The organism is Bradyrhizobium sp. LM2.9, from assembly GCF_054056555.1.
Map to the genome: position 1 here is coordinate 5,548,523 of NZ_JBSRYJ010000002.1, position 19,331 is coordinate 5,567,853.

The window sequence follows — 19,331 nt, forward strand, 5'->3', positions numbered from 1 at the left end:
TGGTGTTCAGCTCAGGCTTCACAGTCCTTCTTGTGACCAGATTCGGCCTGCCAACACCTGAGCGGGAGCATTCTTAGCACGTGCGGGAGCATCGCCGACGTTAACCTTGTCGGCAAATGATTCCTCGCGCGTCGGCAGCCGTCGACAAGTCGCCTCATTGCCGCGGAGAATTTCCGACGGCACGAACCTGGATCGGAGGCGCATTATGCTGAGAATGGCGTTGTTGGGCCTTCTGATCCTGTTCAGTGTCGGAGTGCTGTCGGCAATGGAGCTGAGCGCGCCACCGCGTCGCGTCGTCGTGACCGTCGAGCCGCTTGCCGAGCGGAGCGCAAACATCTCTGCTTCGTATGACGCGTCGGCGAAGGCCGATCGCCTCGAGGTTGCCGCTGCGAGCAGCGCGATGCCGACAGAGGCAGCTTCAGTCGAAAACCCCGGTGCTCCGCAAGACATCCATGTCCGCTCGCCCGCGCCGATCGTCCGTCATCGGCCCGATCCGAAGACGATCGCGGCCGCCAAACCTCCGAAGCCGAAGCCAAAGCCAAAGCCAATCGTTGTCAAGCGGACCGCCAATGTTCAGCGCGCAAAGGCTGCCAGCGAGACCGAGCCCTGTCGGCTCAAGGCGTTCGGCGGCTTGCTCAAGGCTTTGAATTTGACGCGCTGCGAAATCTGAAAACTCCACGAGCAGTCCAAGTTCGTGCCTGCTTCCTCTAGGAGGCGCTTACGGGTCCACACTTGTTGCCATCTTTCCTCCGGCCGAGGTGTCGCAAATTCTTGCCGTCATCCATATGTTGCCTCCATGAAAAAGATCGGATTCCTCTCCTTCGGGCACTGGACGCCCTCGCCGCAGTCGCAGACCCGCTCGGCGGCGGATACGCTGCTGCAATCGATCGAGCTTGCGGTCGCGGCAGAACAGCTCGGCGCGGACGGCGCCTATTTCCGCGTGCACCATTTCGCGCGGCAGCTTGCTTCGCCCTTTCCGCTGCTCGCCGCCGTCGGCGCGAAGACCAGCAAGATCGAGATCGGCACGGCTGTGATCGACATGCGCTACGAGAACCCGCATTACATGGCGGAGGACGCAGGTTCCGCCGACCTCATTGCCGGCGGGCGGCTTCAGCTCGGCATCAGCCGCGGCTCGCCCGAGCAGGTGATCGACGGCTGGCGCTATTTCGGCTATCAACCGGCCGACGGCGAGAGCGATGCCGACATGGGCCGGCGACATGCCGAGGTCTTTCTCGACATCTTGCGCGGCGAAGGGTTTGGAAAACCCAATCCGCAGCCGATGTTTCCAAATCCGCCGGGGCTGCTGCGCCTGGAGCCCCATTCAGAAGGGCTGCGCGAGCGGATCTGGTGGGGCGCCGGCTCGAACGCCACCGCGATCGATCTGGGCCGCCAAGCTCGGCATGAACTTGCAGAGTTCGACGCTGAAGAACGACGAGACCGGCGAAGCTTTTCACGTGCAGCAGGCCGCGCAAATTCGTAGCTATCGCGCCGCATGGAAGGAAGCCGGCCACACGAGGGAGCCTCGCGTCTCGGTGAGCCGCAGCATCTTCGCGCTGCTCGACGATCGCGATCGCGCCTATTTCGGCAGGAGCGGCGAAGGCGAAGACCAGATCGGCTTCATCGACCCGCGCACGCGGGCAATCTTCGGCCGCAGCTATGCCGCCGAGCCGGATGCGCTGATCGAACAGCTCCGGCAGGACGAGGCGATCGCCGAGGCCGACACGTTGCTGTTGACCGTGCCGAACCAGCTCGGCGTGGACTACTGCGCGCACTCAATCGAGGCGATCCTGACACAGGTCGCGCCTGCGCTGGGATGGCGGTGAGACGTACGCGCGCGTAAATCTTCCAGAACAAAATCACCAAAGAGGGTTGAATGACCTCTCGGAAGGTCATCTCCCGAACCACTGAACAGAACCGTCATGGCCAAGCGGACATGGCGCGTTCGTCTCGGCGCTGTTGCGGAGGTCGACTTTGCCAACATCCTGAAATGGACCATCGACGAGGTCCGCCGAGACGGCTTCGACGTTCTCTCGGCCCAGCTCCTTCGCAAGCGTCCGCATGCGGCCTGCGTGTCGATGTACTCCCGGATGCTCGTCAGTCTGCCGTCCCGAACCGTAGCCATTTCTCCATTTCGCTCGGATCGGATCGCGCTCGATCCGATCCCGTGCGTCGTGTCCCAACGGTGGGACGCCGTGTTCATCAGTCGAACTTGACCAGGTCCTTGAAGATCAGTTGACCCCAGCTATTTCCGCGCGCCTGCACAAGCAGTCCACCTTCCGAGAGCCCGCCGAGTTTGATCGGCGAGAAGCCGAGCTTTTCCGCAAGCGCGCCAATCTCCGCGGCGGCAGCGTCATCGTCGCTCGCCAGGAACACGACTCCTCCTGCCACCATGTGCGGCCGGATCTTGGCCGAGGACGGCAGCGCCCAAATGGTTGAAGCCCTTAACCAGTCTACCGCCAGTGAAGGCCTGCGCGACGGCCTTGGAAGAAGGCTGTCCTCCCAGTTTCTCAGGGGGCACGCCGTAGGCATTGGTCACATCGACGATGGTCTTCCCCTGCCAGGTGGGCAGCGCCTTCGCGACCTCCTGGTGCGACTCGAAACGGACGGCCAAAAAGACGATGTCCGCCTTGGCCGCTTCCGCCAGCTTTTTGGGAATGATCGTGGGTCCGATCGCGGCCGCGGCGGATGCAAAGCTTTCCGGGTCGCGCGTCGTTGCAACGGATACTTCGATGCCGTTGCGGGCAAACGCCCTGGCCAGAGCCTGGCCGATATTGCCGAAGCCGATAATTGCGTAGCTCATGATGTTTCTCCGATCTAGTGTTGATGCCGGGTCAGACCTGCGCCATGCCTCCATCGACGGCGAGATCCACGCCGGTGATGAAAGAGCTTTCATTGGAGGCGAGGAACATGACGGCAGCCGCGATTTCCTCTGGCTTGCCCCTGCGACCCATTGGGATCTGTGAAGCAAACTGAGCGGCCGCTTGCTCGGCTTGCTCGGGGGTAAGGCCGGTCGTTGTCTCCAGGGCGGGAGTCTCGGTTGGTCCGGGGCTCATCGTATTCACGCGGATTTTCCGGTCTTTCAGTTCCAGCGTCCAAGCGCGCGAGAAGTTGCGCACAGCCGCCTTGCTCGCGGCGTAGGCGCTAAACCCCGGCAGCCCCAACACGTTCGACACCGAAGAGTTCAGGATAATCGAACCGCCGTCTTTGAAGAGGGGAAGGGCCTTTTGCACGGTAAAGAACAGCCCCTTCACGTTCACGTCGAAGGTCTGGTCAAAATGGGCCTCAGTCGCTAGCGCGAGCGGTGCGATTGTCCCGGAGCCCGCGTTCGCGAAGAGAATGTCGATGTGACCATGTTTCTCTTTCACGACGGCGTAGAGCCGCGGTCCAGATCTTCCAAGCGCGACACGTCGCCCACGACCGTCGTAACGTTCCGCTCGATGAAGGCTGTAGCCTCCTTCAGCTCTTTCTCGCGTCGCCCGGTGATCACGACGTGCGCACCTTCTTCCACGAAGCGCTTCGCTGTGGCCAACCCAATCCCGCTGCTTCCGCCGGTGATGACTGCGATCTTGCCTTCTAGTTTTTTCATGATCTTTTATCTTTCGTTGTGTGTGGGCCAGGCACGGGACCGCGCCGGGGTCAGAGTTGCGCCAGGCCGCCGTCGACGGCGACTTCGCTGGCGGTCATGAAGCTGCTGTCCGACGATGCGAGAAAGGCCGCCACGGCCCCGATCTCCGCCGGATCGGCCATGCGCTGGAGCGGAGTCAACGAGGCGAAGACCTTCTGGCCCTCCTCGCCCAGCGCTTCCTTCGCGAGTTCGGTCGCAGTCGCCCCGGGCGACAGCACGTTGACCCGGATGCCGCTGCCTTTCAGGTCCTCCGCCCAAGGTCCGCGCGAGGTTGCGCACGGCCGCCTTGCTCGCGCTGTAGGCGCTCATTGCCGGGGCGCCCGTGGTGCCGGCGCTCGATCCGGTCAGGATGATCGAACCGCCCTGGCCCATCAGCGGCAGCGCCTTCTGGACCGTGAAGATCGTACCCTTCACATTGGTGTCGAAGGTTTCGTCAATGTGCGCGGCGGTGATCTGGCCGAGCCGAAGCTGGCTTCCCGCGCCTGCATTGGCGAAGACGATGTCGAGGGTTCCGCGCTCGGACTTCACCGCCGCATAGAGTCGGTCGAGGTCGGCCTCATCCGAGACCGAGCCCTTCACCGCGCGGGCATTGGGCCCGAGGGCGGCGACAGCAGCGTCGAGCGCCTCCTGTCGGCGGCCGAAGATGAAGACGAAGGCGCCTTCTTCGATGAAGCGCTTTGCTGCGGCGCGCCCAATGCCGGTAGCGCCACCCGTGATAACTGCAACCTTACCGTCTAGCTTTCGCACAACTTCTCCTTTCGTGATGTCGGGACAGCATCTGCCCCCGAGAACCTCGACATAGGTCCGTCGGCGTCAGGCGTTGAGTGCGGAAGCGCGCACATCGGTGGTGCGAAATCGATCCGGCCGGACGACTGACGACGGCCGCGGCGATCGGTGTCCGCCGTTCGGGAATTGGGCCGTGCTTGCGAGCATAGGCTATGATGACCGCCCGTACTGCTGTACGAGACGTTAGATACGGGCTTTGGAAGGCGCACCGCGCGGTGCGGGATCGCACCATGATCGACTGGGATGACGTTCGCTACTTTCTTGCCGTCGCGCGCGGAGGCTCGGTGCGGGCTGCCGCCGAGCGCCTCGGTGTGAATCATGCGACCGTGCTGCGACGCATCGCCCAGCTCGAGGAACGGCTCGGGGTCCAAATGTTCGAAAAGCTGCCTTCGGGCTACCGCCTGACGGCTGCGGGCGAGGAGGTCCTCGAGTTCGCGGACCAGATGGAAGCGTCGTCGCACCTGCTGGAGACGCGCGTCTTCGGGCGCGACCAGAGCGTGCGCGGGCTTCTGCGGGTGACGCTGGCGCCGCCGCTGGCGACACACCTGCTCATGCCGGACTTCGCCGACTTCGCGCGTCTGCATCCGGACATCGAGATGGAAATCCTGTCGTTCGGCGAGCTGGCAAATCTGACCAACCGGGAGGCCGACGTCGCGATCCGCGTCGTCTACGACCGCAAAACCCTGCCGCTCAATCTTCACGGCATGAAGGGACCGGAGCTGTTCGGCGGCGTCTACATGTCCCGTGATCGACTAGCCGCGTGGCGTACGGGCGCGCCGGATCCCATCCGGTGGATCGTCATCAGCATTCATGGAATACCCGACTGGGCCAGCGAGGGTGAAGTTCGCACCACGGGGGTTCCGTTCAGGATCACGGACGCCGAGGCGCAGATCGTTGCAGTACGGCAAGGGCTCGGGATCACGACGCTGCCGTGCTTCATTGGCGATGCCGACCCCCTGCTGGTGAGGGTGCCGGGCACCGACCTGCACATGTACGGAACGCTCTGGCTTCTCACACACGGGGAGACCCGTAAGACGAAGCGCGTGCGGCTCTTCACGGAGTTCGTATCCCGCAGGCTCGCCGCATACGCTCCGCTTCTCGCGGGGCTGTCCATATCGCGCGACTGACGCCCGGCAGGTCGCCGGCGATGCTTGCATCCTTTCGTCGCATTTAGATCGCACCAGATTTAATCGGATGCGATTTATATCGGCACGATATCGCAAACTCCGGAGGGATCCATGAGCCGTTTCCGAAAGCCTGCATTAAAGGAAGGAAGGATGTGCTGGAGAGAGCCGAGCTGGCCAGTCAATCGGGGCCAAACCGCATTCGGAGATGAGTACCAAATGGCGCGCCCGGAACGATTCGAACGTCCGACCCTCAGATTCGTAGTCTGATGCTCTATCCAGCTGAGCTACGGGCGCGTTTTTCGCGAACAGCAATGCGGGCAAGGCCTACATGCACCCTCCGGACAACGCCGCAGGGGTGCGAAAGAGCGCTCTGACTAACCGCTCTTGCCCGAATTGGCAAGGTCCGGATTGGGGAGATTTTGCAGGGCAACGACGGTTTCCGATGGGCTTCCGGCCGACTACGCCCTTGCCCGCTCGTTGCGGATGGAGAGGAGTTCCACGGGGCGGTCGGGGATGACGATCCGGAAGGTGGCGCCGAGGGTGCCTTCGACCAGATGGATGTCGCCGCCATGGGCGCGGACGAGCTCGGCGGCGATGGCAAGGCCAAGGCCGCTGCCGCCCGGGCGGCCGGAGGTCTGGAACGCCTCGAACAGGTGGTCCCGGGTCTTCTGGGGCACGCCGGGGCCGGTGTCGGAGACCTCCAGGATGGCGACGGCGCCTTCGCGTTTTCCCGTGATCCGGATCTGCTGCGCGCCGCCCTCGGCCGACGAATGGCTTTCCAGCGCCTGGGCGGCGTTGCGGACGAGGTTGAGCAGCACGCGGAACAGCTGGTCGGGATCGGCGTCGACCGCGAGCCCACGCTCGATCGCGGCGACCCAGACGATCGCGGCATCGCTGGCAAGGCCTGCGGTCTCGCGCACCTCCAGCACCACCGGCTCGATCAGGATCATGCGCCGGTCGGGCGCGGCCTCCTGGGCGCGGCCGTAAGACAAGGTCGACTGGCAGAAGGCGATGGCGCGCTCGAGCGAACGCACGAGCTTTGGCGCAAAGCGCTGCACCCGCGGATCCGGCACGCTGGCGAGCTGGTCCGACAAAAGCTGGGCCGAGGCCAGCAAATTGCGCAGATCGTGGTTGATCTTGGAGACGGCGAGGCCGAGGGCGGCAAGCCGGCTCTTCTGATGCAGCATCGACATCAAATCGCGCTGCATGTCCGACAATTCGCGCTCGGCGACCCCGATTTCGTCGCTGCGCTGGCTCGGCACGATGATCCCCGCCGAGCTCTCGGGGTTTTCGTGGAAGCCGACCAGGCTCGCCGTCAACCGCCGCATCGGGCGCACGAACAGATAATGGAGCGCGAGATAGACGAGGCCCGCGGTCAGCGCCGCGATGATCAGCGCGACCACCACGACGTTGCGGGAGAAGCGGTACATCGACTGCCGCAGCGGCAGCTCGTCGGTCACGATCTCGACGAACTGGGCGTTGCCGACCCCGGGCCCGACGATCCGGATGGCCTGGTTGCCGGTCTCCAGCATCATCCGGAACGAGCCGGTGATCGCCTCCCACGCCGTCATGTCGCGCAGATCGATGTCGTGCTCGATGGCGGTCGGCAGATTGTCGCTGGCGAGCAGACGGCGCTGCTGGCCCATCTTGATGGCGACGGCGCGGGCATTGATGCTTTTCAGGATCTGGCGCGACAGCGAATCGGGAACCATGCCGAGCGGAGCTGCATCGAGTACCAGCGCCGCCGTGTTGGCCGCCGCCACGCGGTCGTTCAGCCGGTTGACCCAGAAGTTGGCGATGGCAGGCACGTAGAGCAGGACGGCCGCGATCATCACCAGGGGAACAGTGAGCAGCAACAGCTTGCCGGATAGCCCAAGCCCGCGCGTCCCGCGCGGCTGCGTCGCCGGCGGGTCCCGCTGATCCTGATCCTGGATCGGCTGGAGGTCTGTCGCTGCCACGTATTCGCCCCTGTTGGCCTGGCTGATGGAGGATGCGACCCGCCCGGGGGCCGGTCAAATTACAGATCGCTAATCTGCCGAGGTGGGATGTAAGCGCGGATATCGCTAATCGCTACCTCAAGGGTTAAAAACCCCGCACAAACAGCGATATTCACCGGATCAGAGCGCTTGTGCGGCGTTGACGAAAAGGAGGCGCTCGCATATAAGCCGGCCAAATTGTCCGCGATGACCCGGTGTAACGCCGGGAGCGGCTCTCTTGGGGCCGAAAGCGGGCCCGTTTTGGGCAGCATCTTCCGGACTTTATCATCAATTCAACAGGCAAATTGCCCGGTCAGCGGAGAAAAACCCGTGAAGCGGACTTATCAACCCAGCAAACTGGTGCGCAAGCGCCGTCACGGCTTCCGTGCCCGTCTCGCTACTGCCGGCGGCCGCAAGGTTCTCGCCGCACGCCGCGCTCGCGGCCGCAAGCGTCTGAGCGCCTGAGCCGGACCCCCTTTTTGGGATTTCATCATGGATCGGCTGAGGCAGCGAGCGGATTTCCTCGCCGTTGCCAATGGCGCGCGGGTGAATAGTCCCGCGTTCGTCCTGCAAAGCCGTGGCCGGGACGACAGCGGCCCGATCCGGATCGGCTTCACCGTTACCAAAAAGAACGGCAACGCCCCCGAGCGCAATCGCATCCGGCGCCGGCTTCGCGAGCTGGTGAAGCGGCTCGATCCGGTGTCGATACAGCCCCATCATGATTATGTGCTGGTCGGCCGAAGGGACGCGCTCTCGCGCGGCTTCGCCACCATGCTCGACGATCTGCGCATAGCGTTCGCGAAGCCCGCGCGGCATACGCACAAGGGACGCGGCCCAAAAACCGACGGCCAAAGAACCGACGGCTTAAAGCCCGGCCCCGCTCCTGCGACCAGCCGCAAACCGGATTGATGACGAGAATGATGACCGACAACCGCAATACCATCCTCGCCGTCATTCTGTCGGGCCTCGTGCTGATCGCCTGGCAATATTTCTACAACATGCCGGCGATGGAGAAGCAGCGCGCCCAGCAACAGACGCAGGCCGAGCTGCAGAAGACCACGCCGCAGCCGACGGCTTCCGGGACGCCGGGCGCCACGCCGCAGCCCGGCACCGCAGGCACGCCCTCCGCTCCCCAGACTGCCAATCAGCCGGGCCAGCCGATCGTCAGCCGCGAGGCGGCGATTGCCGCCTCCCCCCGCGTCAAGATCGATACACCCCGCTTGACTGGCAGCATTGCCTTGAAGGGCGCGCGCATCGACGATCTCGCGCTGGTGCAGTATCGCGAAACGGTCGACCCGAAGTCGCCGCCGATCATCCTCTATTCGCCGTCGGGCACTGCAGAGCCCTATTACGCAGAATTTGGCTGGGTGGCCGGGACAGGCGGCATAAAGGTGCCCGACCGGACCACCGATTGGCAGCAGGAGGGCACCAACAGCCTGACGCCGTCCACGCCGGTCATGCTGAAATACGACAATGGCGAAGGCCTCACCTTCCGCCGCACCGTCACGATCGACGACCACTACCTCTTCAGCATCAAGGACGAGGTGACCAATGTCGGCAACGCGCCGGTCAAGCTCTATCCCTTCGCGCTGATCTCGCGCCACGGCACGCCGCACGTCTCGGGCTACTACATCCTGCATGAAGGCCTGATCGGTTATTTGGGCGAGCAGGGCTTGCAGGAGAAGGCCTATAAGGCTGTCGGCGAAGCACCCGCGATCGGCAACGGCGGACACGGGTTCGAATTCAACAACGTCACCAATGCCTGGCTCGGTATTACCGACAAATATTGGGCGTCTGCGCTCCTTCCCGACACGTCGGCAACGCTCAAGGCCCGTTTTGTCGCCGAACCCGGCACCCAGATCCGATACCAGACCGACTATCTGCAAAGCGAGCAGACCGTCCCGATCGGCGGCACGACGACGACGAACGCGCGGCTGTTCGCCGGCGCCAAGGAAGCCGGCGTCGTCGGCGTGTTTCCGTTCGCCGGCCTCGGCGGCTACAACAAGGAGCTCGGCCTCAACCATTTCGATCTCTTGATCGACTGGGGCTGGTTCTACTTCATCACCAAGCCGATGTTCCTCGGCCTCGACTTCTTCTACCGCTTCTTCGGCAATTTCGGCATCTCGATCCTGCTCGTGACCGTGATCGTGAAGTTCTTGTTCTTCCCGCTGGCGAACAAGTCCTACGCCTCGATGGCGAAGATGAAGTCGGTCCAGCCGCAGCTTCAGGCGCTCAAGGAGCGCTACCCCGACGACAAGGTGAAGCAGCAGCAGGAGATGATGGAGATCTACCGCAAGGAGAAGATCAACCCGGTCGCCGGCTGTCTTCCCGTGGTGATCCAGATCCCGGTGTTCTTCTCGCTCTACAAGGTGCTGTTCGTCACCATCGAGATGCGGCACGCGCCGTTCTTCGGCTGGATCAAGGACCTGTCCGCGCCGGATCCGACCAATCTGTTCACGCTGTTCGGCCTGATCCCGTTCGATCCGACCACGCTGCCGCTGTTCGGCCACTACCTCGCGCTCGGCATCTGGCCGATCATCATGGGCATCACGATGTGGTTCCAGATGAAGCTGAACCCGACGCCGCCGGATCCGACCCAGCAGCTGATCTTCAACTGGATGCCGCTGATCTTCACCTTCATGCTGGCGGGCTTCCCGGCGGGTCTCGTGATCTACTGGGCCTGGAACAACACGCTCTCAGTGCTCCAGCAGAGCTTCATCATGCGCCGCAACGGCGTGAAGGTAGAGCTGTTCGACAATCTCAAGGCGACGTTCGCGAAGAAGGCGACGTAGCTCTCCGTCATTGCGAGGAGCGAAGCTCCGAAGCAATCCAGACCGTTTCCCCGGAGGCACCCTGGATTGCTTCGCTTCGCTCGCAATGACACGGTAACAACCGAAAGCTTTCGCATGAATGACGACAAAGATGCGAAGCTGATCGAGGTCGGGCGAAAGCTGTTTGCCCGCGACTGGCAGTTCATCTGGGCCTCGCCCTCGATTGAAACGCTGCCGCCGATGGCGGGGCTGGAGATCGCCTTTGCCGGACGCTCCAATGTCGGCAAGTCGAGCCTGATCAACGCGCTGACCGGCCGCAACGCGCTCGCGCGCACCTCGCATACGCCGGGCCGCACCCAGGAGCTGATCTTCTTCGAGGTCCCCGGCAAGACCGAGCTCCGCCTCGTCGACATGCCCGGCTATGGCTATGCCAAGGCGCCGAAGAGCCAGGTCGCGTCCTGGACCGAGCTGATCCACAAATTCCTGCTCGGCCGTGCCTCGCTCGCGCGCGTCTACGTGTTGATCGACGCGCGGCATGGCCTCAAGGAGGTCGACCACGAAGTCCTGAAGACGCTCGACCGCTCCGCGGTCAGTTACCAGATCGTGCTGACCAAGGCAGACCAGGTGAAGGCCGCCGAGCTCACTGAGCGGATTGCCGAGACCGGCGTTGCGCTCGCCAAACATCCCGCCGCGTTTCCGGATGTGCTGACGACCTCGTCCCGCTCCGGATCCGGCATGGCCGAGCTGCGCGCCGCGATGGCGAAGCTGCTGGAGGAGCGGACCAAGTGATGGCGCGCCTGTTGATCGGGCTTGCCGGTTTGATGGGCGCCGCCGGCGTCGCGCTGGCCGCCGCCGCCGCCCACGGTGGCGATGCGAGCCGGCTTGCTTCGGCGAGCGCCATGCTGCTGTTTCATGCAACTGCCGTACTTGCGGCCACAGCCCTGCTCGCGCACCGCCTTCTGCACGGCGGAATTGGCCTCATTGCTGCGTTCGGTTTCGTACTCGGCGCCGCGTTGTTCGCGGGCGACCTCACCTTGCGGCAATATGCCGGCCATTCGCTGTTTCCATATGCGGCGCCGACGGGTGGAACGGTGATGATTTTGAGCTGGCTGGTGGTGACGCTCGCGGCGGTGGTGGTGAAGCGCGGTCCGTAGCGGCTGCGTCGGGGCACGAAGACCACTTTGCGCCTCGCCCGCCAATCAGATAGAACGCGGCCCGAGTATCCCGCCAGCGAGATCCGCCTCATGACCGAAATCTCACCGCTCGACCAGGCCCGCATCCTGTCCGAAGCGCTGCCGCACATGCAGCAGTATGACGAGGAAACCATCGTCATCAAGTATGGCGGCCATGCCATGGGCGACGAGGAGGCCGCGAAGAATTTTGCCCGCGACATCGTGCTGCTCGAGCAGACCGCGATCAATCCGGTGGTGGTGCATGGCGGCGGCCCGCAGATCGCGACCATGCTCAAGCGGCTCGGCATCGCCTCGGAATTCGCCGCCGGCCTGCGCATCACTGATGCCGCGACGATCGAGATCGTCGAGATGGTGTTGGCCGGCTCCGTCAACAAGCAGATCGTCGGCTACATCAACGAAGCCGGCGGCAAGGCCGTGGGCCTGTCAGGCAAGGACGCCAACATGGTGAAGGCGTCGAAGACGACACGCACCATCATCGATCCGGACTCGCACATCGAGAAGGCGGTCGATCTCGGCTTCGTCGGCGACCCCGAGAAAGTCGACCTCACGCTGCTCAACCAGCTGATCGGCTACGAGTTGATCCCGGTGCTGGCACCGCTCGCGACCTCGAAAGAGGGCCAGACGCTGAACGTCAACGCCGACACTTTTGCAGGCGCCGTGGCCGGCGCGCTGAAGGCAAAGCGGCTGCTGCTGCTCACCGACGTGCCCGGCGTGCTCGACAAGTCGAAGAAGCTGATCCCGCAGCTCTCGGTCAAGGACGCGCGAAAGCTGATCGCCGACGGCACCATTTCCGGCGGCATGATCCCGAAGGTCGAGACCTGCATCTACGCGCTCGAACAGGGTGTCGAGGGCGTCGTCATCATCGACGGCAAGATGCAGCACGCGGTGCTGCTCGAACTCTTCACCAACACGGGCACGGGAACGCTGATCCACAAGTGAGAGATGAGAAACCGAGAGACGCCGTCATGGCCGGGCGGAGAGTTCAGCGGCCGCGCCGCTCCACTCTCACGCGCTTCCTGATGACGCTCCCTGCCGCAGCCATCTCGTTTGTCTTCTCCTCCGCGCCGGCCTTCGCCGACCTCAAGATCTGCAACCGCATGTCCTACGTCGTCGAGGCCGCGATCGGCATCGACGACAAGGCGGCGACCGCCACGCGCGGCTGGTTCAGGATCGATCCCGCAACCTGTCGCGTGGTGGTGCAGGGCACGCTCTCCGCCGACCGCATCCTGCTCAACGCCCGCGCGCTCGGCGTCTACGGCGCATCCCCGATCCCCCAGAACGGCAGCGACACGCTGTGCGTCGCGCAGGACAATTTCGTCATTGCGGCCGCGCGGCAGTGCCGCAGCGGCCAGACCCAGGCCGCCTTCACCCAGATCACGCCGACGCAAGGCGCGGACGGCAATCTCGTCGCCTATCTCGCGGAGGATTCCGAATATGACGACGAGCAGGCCCGCCTTGCCGCCATCCAGCGGCTTTTGGTGATTGCAGGCTACGATGCCGCGCCGATCGATGGCGTCGACGGGCCGAAGACGCAAGGCGCGCTGGCCGCATTTCTGAAGAGTCGCGGATTGTCGTCGGACATCGTGTCGTCGCCGAACCTCTTCAAGACCATGGTCGATGCGGTGCAGACGCCGTCTCCGACCGGCCTCACCTGGTGCAACGACACCCCGCACAAGGTGATGGCGGCGGTCGCCACCGACGACGGCAAGTCGGTGACGAGCCGCGGCTGGTATCGCATCGATCCCAAGACCTGCCTGCACCCTGACGTGGCCGGCCAGCCCAGGCAGATCTTCAGCTTCGCCGAGGCCATCGACGCCGACAACCGCGTCGTCAAGCTGAAGGACAAGCCGCTGAACTGGGGCGGCGACAAGCAACTTTGCACGCGCGAAACCAAGTTCGAGACCCACGAGCAGACCGATTGCGGCGCACGCGGTTTCGCGGCGACGGGTTTCGGCGCGGTGGACATGTCAAGCGGCGGCAAGACGCTGCGGTTTGCGATGCCGTGATTGAGAAAGCTGTAATGACCCCACCCCGCGCCTTCGCCCATATCGACACCTGGGTGTTCGACCTCGACAACACGCTGTATCCGCACCACGTCAATCTGTGGCAGCAGGTCGATGCGCGGATCACCGAGTTTGTTTGCAACTGGCTGAACCTGACGCCGGTGGAAGCGCGCAAGATCCAGAAGGATTATTACCAGCGCTTCGGCACCACGATGCGCGGCATGATGACCCTGCACGGCGTACGCGCCGACGACTATCTTGCCTACGTCCACAAGATCGACCACTCGCCGCTGGAGCCGAACCCGGCGCTGGGCGAAGCCATCGCAAAACTGTCGGGACGAAAGCTGATCCTGACCAACGGCTCGGTCGACCATGTCGATGCGGTGCTGGCGCGGCTGGGCTTTGCTGCGCATTTCGATGGCGTGTTCGACATCATCGCGGCCGAATTCGAGCCGAAGCCGGCGCCGCAGACCTACCGGAAATTTCTCTTGGACCATTCGGTCGACCCGATGCGGTCGGCCATGTTCGAGGACCTCGCCCGCAACCTCACCGTCCCGCACGAGCTCGGCATGACGACGGTGCTGGTGGTGCCTGACGGCACCAGGGAAGTGGTGCGCGAGGACTGGGAGCTGGAAGGCCGGGACGCCGCCCATGTCGACCACGTCACGGATGATCTGGCGGGGTTTTTAGGCAGGTTGTCTCATCCCAGGTGAGCCGTCATACCCGGCGAAGGCGGGTATCCGGTCATCGCCGCCGTTTCGATTCATCACGACCGCCGCGGCGTACTGGATCACCCGCTCCAGCGCGCAATTGCGCGCAAGGCCGGTGATGACAGCGAACCAAGCTTGACTCCGTCCCCCAAATCCCGAAAAAGCGCCCCAATCCATCAAAATTCCCATTCCCTAGAGGAAATGCCGATGTCCCTCCAAGCCCTCGAATCCACCATCAACGGCGCCTTCGAGGCGCGCGACGACGTCTCGACCTCGACCAGGGGCGAGGTGCGCGAGGCCGTGGATCAGGCGCTGGAGATTCTGGACAAGGGCGAGGCCCGCGTTGCCGAGCGCGGGGCCGACGGCAAGTGGAAGGTCAATCAGTGGCTGAAGAAGGCCGTGCTGCTCTCGTTCCGCCTCAACGACATGGGTGCCATTCCCGGCGGCCCCGGCAAGGCGACCTGGTGGGACAAGGTGCCCTCGAAGTTCGACGGCTGGGGCGAGAACCGCTTTCGCGACGCCGGTTTCCGCGCCGTCCCCGGCTCGATCGTGCGCCGCTCGGCCTTCATCGCCCGCAACGTCGTGTTGATGCCGTCCTTCGTCAATCTCGGCGCCTATGTCGATGAGTCGACCATGATCGACACCTGGTCGACCGTCGGCTCCTGCGCGCAGATCGGCAAGCGCGTGCACATCTCCGGCGGCGTCGGCATCGGCGGTGTGCTCGAGCCGCTGCAGGCCGAACCCGTCATCATCGAGGACGATTGCTTCATCGGCGCGCGCAGCGAAGTCGCCGAGGGCGTGATCGTGCGCAAGGGCGCGGTGCTGTCGATGGGTGTGTTCCTGGGCGCCTCGACCAAGATCGTCGACCGCGAGACCGGCGAGATTTTCATCGGCGAGGTGCCGGAATATTCGGTCGTCGTTCCCGGCGCGCTGCCCGGCAAGCCCATGAAGAACGGCCAGATCGGCCCGAGCACCGCCTGCGCCGTCATCGTCAAGCGCGTCGACGAGCGCACACGCTCGAAGACCAGCATCAACGAGCTGCTGCGGGATTAAATCTCCCTCACCGTCACCGTGAGGCGGCCGCTCCTTCAGCGGCCCTCGAAGGGCGACGGCCCGGCTGCTGGCTGCATCGAACCCTCCTTCCTTCCATCGGCACCAACATCCGGGCGACCTCTCCCGCCCGGAGCCTTTGGCATGGACTGGACCTGGTAGCTCTTCCGCTTCGACGACCGCCTCTGCTCCTGCAAAGGGCTGGGACCAGCAGGGCGAGATCGAATTTGTCCCGCCGAGCGCTAGCCCGCCCGGCGGCATGCATGTTAAGCGGGGCGCATGACCGATGCTCTCTCGATTGCCCGCGATCTCATCCGCTGCCCCTCGGTAACTCCGGCCGATGCCGGTGCGCTGGGCGTGCTCGAAAAAGCTCTCACCGCAGCCGGCTTCACGTGCCACCGCGTCACCTTCAGCGAGCCCGGCACGGCCGACGTCGACAATCTCTATGCGCGGATCGGCACTGACGGGCCGCACATCACCTTCGCTGGCCACACCGACGTGGTGCCGCCGGGCGACGAGAGCGCATGGAGCGTCGGCGCATTCTCCGGCGAGGTGAAGGACGGCTTTCTGCACGGCCGCGGCGCGGTCGACATGAAGGGCGGCATCGCCTGCTCGGTGGCAGCCGTGCTGGAGCATCTCGCCGCGAACGACGATAAGCCGCGCGCAGACGGAAAGGGCTCGATCTCGTTCCTGATCACCGGCGACGAGGAAGACGTCTCCATCAACGGCACCATCAAGCTGTTGAAGTGGGCGGCCGAGCGCGGCGAGAAATTCGATCATTGCGTGCTTGGCGAGCCCTCCAATGTCGAGACGCTCGGCGACACCATCAAGGTCGGCCGCCGCGGCTCGCAATCCGGCACGCTTTACGTCGACGGCATGCAGGGCCATGTCGCCTATCCGCACCGCGCCGCGAATCCGGTGCCGGACATTTCGCGATTGATCGTCGCGATCTCCGACGAGCCGCTCGACCATGGCAGCGCGCAGTTCCAGGCCTCCAACCTCGAATTCACCTCGGTCGACGTCGGCAACACCGCCAGCAACGTCATCCCCGGCCAGGCCCGCGCAAAATTCAACATCCGCTACAACGACAACCATAGCCAGGCGAGCCTGCGCGAGCTGGTCGAGACGCGGCTGACAAAGGCCTGCGGCAACCGCATTCGCGCCCGCATCGTCTGGGATCCCTCGAACTCGAACGTGTTCGTAACCAAGCCCGGCCCGTTCACCGAACTCGCGGTGTCCGCGATCGAGGACGTGACGGGCCGCAAGCCGGAGCTGTCGACCTCGGGCGGCACCTCGGATGCGCGCTTCATCTCCAGCTATTGCCCGGTGATCGAGTTCGGCCTGGTCGGCCAGACCATGCACCAGGTCGACGAACGCGTGCCAGTGGTTGATCTGGAGAAGCTCACGCAGGTGTATCGCGGGATTTTGGCAAGGTATTTTGGGTAGGCTCTGCTGCCAGCTACTCACTCCGCCGTCATGCCCGGGGAGACAGCAAACGCCCTCCTCTCAGTAATCCACCTTCATCAGATACAGCCCGTCCGGCGGGGCGACGATGCCGCAGGCGGCGCGGTTGCGCGCGGCGAGTGCTGCGGAGAGATCGTCGGCGGTCCAGCGTCCCTCGCCGACCCACATCAGCGACCCCACCATCGAGCGCACCTGGCTGTGCAGGAATGAGCGCGCCGAGGTGATCACCGTCAGTTCGCGGCCGTCGCGCTCTACGTCAAGCTGGTCGAGCGTCTTCTCCGGCGATTTGGCCTGGCACTCGGTGTCGCGAAACGTCGTGAAATCGTGCTTGCCGAGCAGGCGCTGCGCCGCCGCGTGCATCGCATCGGCATCGAGCCGGCGCGGCACGCGCCAGGCGTGGCCGACATCGAGCGCGAGATTGGCGCGGGTGTTGACGATGCGGTAGCGGTAGTGACGCTTCACGGCCGAGAAGCGCGCCTCGAAGGTATCAGGCACTATCTCCGCCTCGAGCACCGCGACCGGATGCGGGCGCAGATGCGCATTCAAGCCGTCGCGAAAACGGCCCTGCGGAAACTGCTTGTCGATATCGACATGCGCGACCTGGCCTCGCGCATGCACGCCGGCATCGGTGCGCCCGGCGCCGTGCACGCGCGCATCGGCTCCGGTCATCGCCTTGACGGCAGCCTCCAGCGCACCCTGCACCGACGGCAGCGTCTCCTGCACCTGCCAGCCGAAGAACGGCGCGCCGTCATATTCGATGGTGAGCTTGTAGCGTGGCATCTTGTCCAGTTTCGCTGTCATCGTCCGGCTCGACCGGGCGATCCAGTACTCCGCAGCCTATCCGTTCGACCGAGAAGCCTCGGCGTACTGGATACCCCGCCTTCGCGGGGTATGACAGCGTCAGGTGAATTTGGCGCCGGTCTTCAGCGGCACGCCGCGCAGGAAGTCCGCGGCCTGCATGCGCGCCTTGCCTTCGCGCTGGAGCTCGATAAGGCGGATTGCGCCATCGCCGCAGGCAATGGTGAGGTGATCGTCGAGCACCTCGCCCGGCCTACCCGAACCCTTCGCCAATTCACAGCGCAGGATTTTTACGCGCGCGTTCTCGCTCACCCCGGTGAGCTCGGCCCAGGCGCCGGGGAACGGCGACAAGCCGTGGATGTGGCGCAGCACCTCGCGCGCCGGCCTGGTCCAGTCGATCCGCGCTTCGGCCTTGTCGATCTTGGCCGCATAGGTGGCGCCGTCCTCGCTCTGCTGCTTGAGCTGAAGCCCGCCGCGGGCGAGCGCGGCCATGGCGCGCACCATCAGATCGGCGCCGAGCCGGGACAGGCGGTCGTGCAGATCGACCGCAGTCATGGTGTCAGTGATTGCAAGGCGCTCGGCCATGGCGACGTCGCCGGTGTCGAGGCCGACATCCATCTTCATGACCATCACGCCGCTCTCGACATCGCCGGCCATGATCGCGCGGTTGATGGGAGCAGCACCGCGCCAGCGTGGCAACAGCGAAGCATGCAGATTGTAGCAGCCGAGCTTTGGCGCATCGAGAATCGTCTGCGGCAGGATCATGCCATAGGCGACGACGACGGCCGCATCGGCGTCGAAGGCACGAAATTCTGCCAGCGCCCCCTCGGTTTTCAACGTCTTCGGCGTCAGCACGGGAACGCCAAGTTTCCGTGCTGCCTCTTCCACCGGGGTCGGCTGCAATTGCAGGCCGCGCCGGCCGCCGGGCTTCGGCGCGCGCGTATACACGGCCGCGATGTCGTGGCCATGCGCGACGAGCTCGAGCAGCGTCGGCACGGAGAAATCGGGCGTGCCCATGAAGATCAGGCGGAGGGGCATGACAAGCACTCGGTACGTTCCCTCCCCCCTTGTGGGGGAGGGCTAGGGAGAGGGGTGCCACACGACGCGCTCTCTCGGTTTGAGCTTTCGCGCACGCATTTGATTCGGATCATGGACAGACTTCCGCCTGGGCTACCCCTCTCCCTAGCCCTCCCCCACAAGGGGGGAGGGAGTGCAGGGGAGTACGAGGCAGCACTAAACCTCACTCCGCGCGCTTGGCGGCCTTCTCGAACTTCTTGATCACGCGGTCGCGCTTGAGTTTTGACAGGTAATCGACGAACAGCACGCCGTTGAGATGGTCGATCTCGTGCTGGATGCAGGTGGCGTAGATGCCTGCGGCGTCCTCCTCGTGCACCTTGCCGTCGAGATCGGTGAAGCGCACCCGCACCTTCGCGGGACGTTCGACCTCCTCGTAATATTCGGGGATCGACAGGCAGCCTTCCTCGTAGACCGACAGCTCCTCGGAGGAGGCGATGATTTCCGGATTGATGAAGACCCGCGGCTCGGGCTTGGTCTCGCCGTCCTGGTCGGGCTTGGCAAGGTCCATGGTGATCAGCCGCAACGGCTGCGCGATCTGGATCGCCGCAAGCCCGATGCCGGGCGCGTCGTACATAGTCTCGAACATGTCGTCGGCAAGCTTGCGGATCTCCGGCGTGACCTTCTCGATCGGCTTGGAGACCAGACGCAGCTGCTTGTCGGGCAGGATGATGATTTCTCTGAGGGCCATGGCCGCGATTTAAGCCGCGCGCCCGATGCGGTCAATCCGGCCCGGAACCCCGTTAACCCTCCG

At 64.3% G+C, this 19,331-nt stretch carries 17 protein-coding genes, 1 tRNA gene and 4 pseudogenes; 14 read left to right on the top strand and 8 right to left on the bottom strand.

What is annotated here, in order from left to right:
- Positions 1-205: 205 nt before the first annotated feature.
- The 3 genes and pseudogenes from ACVWW3_RS28765 to ACVWW3_RS28775 all read left to right on the top strand — a co-directional run bounded on the left by ACVWW3_RS28765 (position 206) and on the right by ACVWW3_RS28775 (position 2,213).
- The gene (locus tag ACVWW3_RS28765; RefSeq protein ID WP_456647869.1) at positions 206-670 is read left to right on the top strand and encodes a hypothetical protein; all 465 of its coding nucleotides are present in this window, start codon (positions 206-208) and stop codon (positions 668-670) included.
- A gap of 126 nt (positions 671-796) precedes the next feature.
- A pseudogene (locus ACVWW3_RS28770) lies at positions 797-1,823 on the top strand (LLM class flavin-dependent oxidoreductase).
- Positions 1,824-1,919: 96 nt separating this feature from the next.
- Entirely contained in the window at positions 1,920-2,213 is a 294-nt protein-coding gene (locus ACVWW3_RS28775; RefSeq protein ID WP_456647867.1) for a hypothetical protein, read from the top strand.
- Here ACVWW3_RS28775 and ACVWW3_RS28780 read toward each other — a convergent pair.
- From ACVWW3_RS28780 to ACVWW3_RS28790, 3 pseudogenes are all read right to left on the bottom strand, one after another.
- Positions 2,200-2,800 (bottom strand): annotated as a pseudogene (locus ACVWW3_RS28780) (NADPH-dependent F420 reductase). The gene ACVWW3_RS28775 and the pseudogene ACVWW3_RS28780 overlap by 14 nt on opposite strands.
- 31 nt (positions 2,801-2,831) lie before the next feature.
- Positions 2,832-3,586: pseudogene (locus tag ACVWW3_RS28785) on the bottom strand (SDR family NAD(P)-dependent oxidoreductase).
- A gap of 50 nt (positions 3,587-3,636) precedes the next feature.
- Positions 3,637-4,372 (bottom strand): annotated as a pseudogene (locus ACVWW3_RS28790) (SDR family NAD(P)-dependent oxidoreductase).
- A gap of 269 nt (positions 4,373-4,641) precedes the next feature.
- On the opposite strand from ACVWW3_RS28790, the gene ACVWW3_RS28795 reads away from it, so the two are divergent.
- Positions 4,642-5,538, top strand: a complete 897-nt coding sequence (locus tag ACVWW3_RS28795) for a LysR family transcriptional regulator (protein ID WP_456647863.1) — start codon at positions 4,642-4,644, stop codon at positions 5,536-5,538.
- Between the two features lie 217 nt (positions 5,539-5,755).
- Here ACVWW3_RS28795 and ACVWW3_RS28800 read toward each other — a convergent pair.
- Together ACVWW3_RS28800 and ACVWW3_RS28805 are read right to left on the bottom strand one after the other, a co-directional pair.
- Positions 5,756-5,832 (bottom strand) — tRNA-Arg (locus ACVWW3_RS28800).
- Positions 5,833-5,996: 164 nt separating this feature from the next.
- Complete coding sequence (locus tag ACVWW3_RS28805) at positions 5,997-7,496, bottom strand: ATP-binding protein (RefSeq protein ID WP_247445334.1); 1,500 nt, start codon at positions 7,494-7,496, stop codon at positions 5,997-5,999.
- Between the two features lie 348 nt (positions 7,497-7,844).
- On the opposite strand from ACVWW3_RS28805, the gene rpmH reads away from it, so the two are divergent.
- From rpmH to dapE, 10 genes are all read left to right on the top strand, one after another.
- The gene (gene rpmH, locus ACVWW3_RS28810) at positions 7,845-7,979 is read left to right on the top strand and encodes a 50S ribosomal protein L34 (protein WP_008542748.1); all 135 of its coding nucleotides are present in this window, start codon (positions 7,845-7,847) and stop codon (positions 7,977-7,979) included.
- A gap of 27 nt (positions 7,980-8,006) precedes the next feature.
- Complete coding sequence (gene rnpA / locus ACVWW3_RS28815; RefSeq protein ID WP_247445335.1) at positions 8,007-8,423, top strand: ribonuclease P protein component; 417 nt, start codon at positions 8,007-8,009, stop codon at positions 8,421-8,423.
- A gap of 11 nt (positions 8,424-8,434) precedes the next feature.
- The gene (gene yidC / locus ACVWW3_RS28820) at positions 8,435-10,306 is read left to right on the top strand and encodes a membrane protein insertase YidC (protein ID WP_247445469.1); all 1,872 of its coding nucleotides are present in this window, start codon (positions 8,435-8,437) and stop codon (positions 10,304-10,306) included.
- 114 nt (positions 10,307-10,420) lie between these two features.
- Complete coding sequence (yihA, locus tag ACVWW3_RS28825) at positions 10,421-11,074, top strand: ribosome biogenesis GTP-binding protein YihA/YsxC (protein ID WP_247351423.1); 654 nt, start codon at positions 10,421-10,423, stop codon at positions 11,072-11,074.
- Entirely contained in the window at positions 11,074-11,439 is a 366-nt protein-coding gene (locus tag ACVWW3_RS28830; protein WP_247445336.1) for a DUF423 domain-containing protein, read from the top strand. Before yihA ends, ACVWW3_RS28830 begins: the two co-directional genes overlap by 1 nt.
- A 90-nt stretch (positions 11,440-11,529) precedes the next feature.
- Positions 11,530-12,417, top strand: a complete 888-nt coding sequence (gene argB, locus ACVWW3_RS28835; RefSeq protein WP_247445337.1) for an acetylglutamate kinase — start codon at positions 11,530-11,532, stop codon at positions 12,415-12,417.
- An 80-nt stretch (positions 12,418-12,497) separates the two neighbouring features.
- A complete protein-coding gene (locus tag ACVWW3_RS28840; protein ID WP_354104542.1) occupies positions 12,498-13,484 on the top strand; it encodes a DUF1036 domain-containing protein in 987 nt (328 codons plus the stop codon).
- Positions 13,485-13,498: 14 nt separating this feature from the next.
- Positions 13,499-14,194, top strand: coding sequence for a pyrimidine 5'-nucleotidase (locus ACVWW3_RS28845; protein ID WP_354051172.1), 696 nt, complete (start codon positions 13,499-13,501; stop codon positions 14,192-14,194).
- 204 nt (positions 14,195-14,398) lie between these two features.
- A complete protein-coding gene (gene dapD, locus ACVWW3_RS28850) occupies positions 14,399-15,244 on the top strand; it encodes a 2,3,4,5-tetrahydropyridine-2,6-dicarboxylate N-succinyltransferase (RefSeq protein WP_247445339.1) in 846 nt (281 codons plus the stop codon).
- A gap of 276 nt (positions 15,245-15,520) precedes the next feature.
- Positions 15,521-16,687, top strand: a complete 1,167-nt coding sequence (dapE, locus tag ACVWW3_RS28855; RefSeq protein WP_456647862.1) for a succinyl-diaminopimelate desuccinylase — start codon at positions 15,521-15,523, stop codon at positions 16,685-16,687.
- A gap of 60 nt (positions 16,688-16,747) precedes the next feature.
- On the opposite strand, the gene truA is transcribed toward dapE, so the two are convergent.
- From truA to def, 3 genes are all read right to left on the bottom strand, one after another.
- Positions 16,748-17,485, bottom strand: coding sequence for a tRNA pseudouridine(38-40) synthase TruA (truA, locus tag ACVWW3_RS28860; protein ID WP_456649725.1), 738 nt, complete (start codon positions 17,483-17,485; stop codon positions 16,748-16,750).
- Positions 17,486-17,605: 120 nt separating this feature from the next.
- Positions 17,606-18,541 carry a methionyl-tRNA formyltransferase gene (gene fmt / locus ACVWW3_RS28865; RefSeq protein ID WP_456647861.1) on the bottom strand — a complete coding sequence of 312 codons (936 nt, stop codon included), beginning with the start codon at positions 18,539-18,541 and terminating at the stop codon, positions 17,606-17,608.
- A gap of 202 nt (positions 18,542-18,743) precedes the next feature.
- The gene (gene def, locus ACVWW3_RS28870; protein WP_247351440.1) at positions 18,744-19,268 is read right to left on the bottom strand and encodes a peptide deformylase; all 525 of its coding nucleotides are present in this window, start codon (positions 19,266-19,268) and stop codon (positions 18,744-18,746) included.
- Between the last annotated feature and the right edge of the window lie 63 nt (positions 19,269-19,331).

What these genes read in the sequence shown, in the direction of transcription:
- ACVWW3_RS28765 (WP_456647869.1), top strand. Translation starts at nt 206, where the DNA reads ATGCTGAGAATGGCGTTGTTGGGCCTTCTGATCCTGTTCAGTGTCGGA.
- ACVWW3_RS28775 (WP_456647867.1), top strand. Translation starts at nt 1,920, where the DNA reads ATGGCCAAGCGGACATGGCGCGTTCGTCTCGGCGCTGTTGCGGAGGTC.
- ACVWW3_RS28795 (WP_456647863.1), top strand. Translation starts at nt 4,642, where the DNA reads ATGATCGACTGGGATGACGTTCGCTACTTTCTTGCCGTCGCGCGCGGA.
- rnpA (WP_247445335.1), top strand. Translation starts at nt 8,007, where the DNA reads ATGGATCGGCTGAGGCAGCGAGCGGATTTCCTCGCCGTTGCCAATGGC.
- yidC (WP_247445469.1), top strand. Translation starts at nt 8,435, where the DNA reads ATGACCGACAACCGCAATACCATCCTCGCCGTCATTCTGTCGGGCCTC.
- yihA (WP_247351423.1), top strand. Translation starts at nt 10,421, where the DNA reads ATGAATGACGACAAAGATGCGAAGCTGATCGAGGTCGGGCGAAAGCTG.
- ACVWW3_RS28830 (WP_247445336.1), top strand. Translation starts at nt 11,074, where the DNA reads ATGGCGCGCCTGTTGATCGGGCTTGCCGGTTTGATGGGCGCCGCCGGC.
- argB (WP_247445337.1), top strand. Translation starts at nt 11,530, where the DNA reads ATGACCGAAATCTCACCGCTCGACCAGGCCCGCATCCTGTCCGAAGCG.
- ACVWW3_RS28840 (WP_354104542.1), top strand. Translation starts at nt 12,498, where the DNA reads ATGACGCTCCCTGCCGCAGCCATCTCGTTTGTCTTCTCCTCCGCGCCG.
- ACVWW3_RS28845 (WP_354051172.1), top strand. Translation starts at nt 13,499, where the DNA reads ATGACCCCACCCCGCGCCTTCGCCCATATCGACACCTGGGTGTTCGAC.
- dapD (WP_247445339.1), top strand. Translation starts at nt 14,399, where the DNA reads ATGTCCCTCCAAGCCCTCGAATCCACCATCAACGGCGCCTTCGAGGCG.
- dapE (WP_456647862.1), top strand. Translation starts at nt 15,521, where the DNA reads ATGACCGATGCTCTCTCGATTGCCCGCGATCTCATCCGCTGCCCCTCG.
- truA (WP_456649725.1), bottom strand. Translation starts at nt 17,485, where the DNA reads ATGCCACGCTACAAGCTCACCATCGAATATGACGGCGCGCCGTTCTTC.
- fmt (WP_456647861.1), bottom strand. Translation starts at nt 18,541, where the DNA reads ATGCCCCTCCGCCTGATCTTCATGGGCACGCCCGATTTCTCCGTGCCG.
- def (WP_247351440.1), bottom strand. Translation starts at nt 19,268, where the DNA reads ATGGCCCTCAGAGAAATCATCATCCTGCCCGACAAGCAGCTGCGTCTG.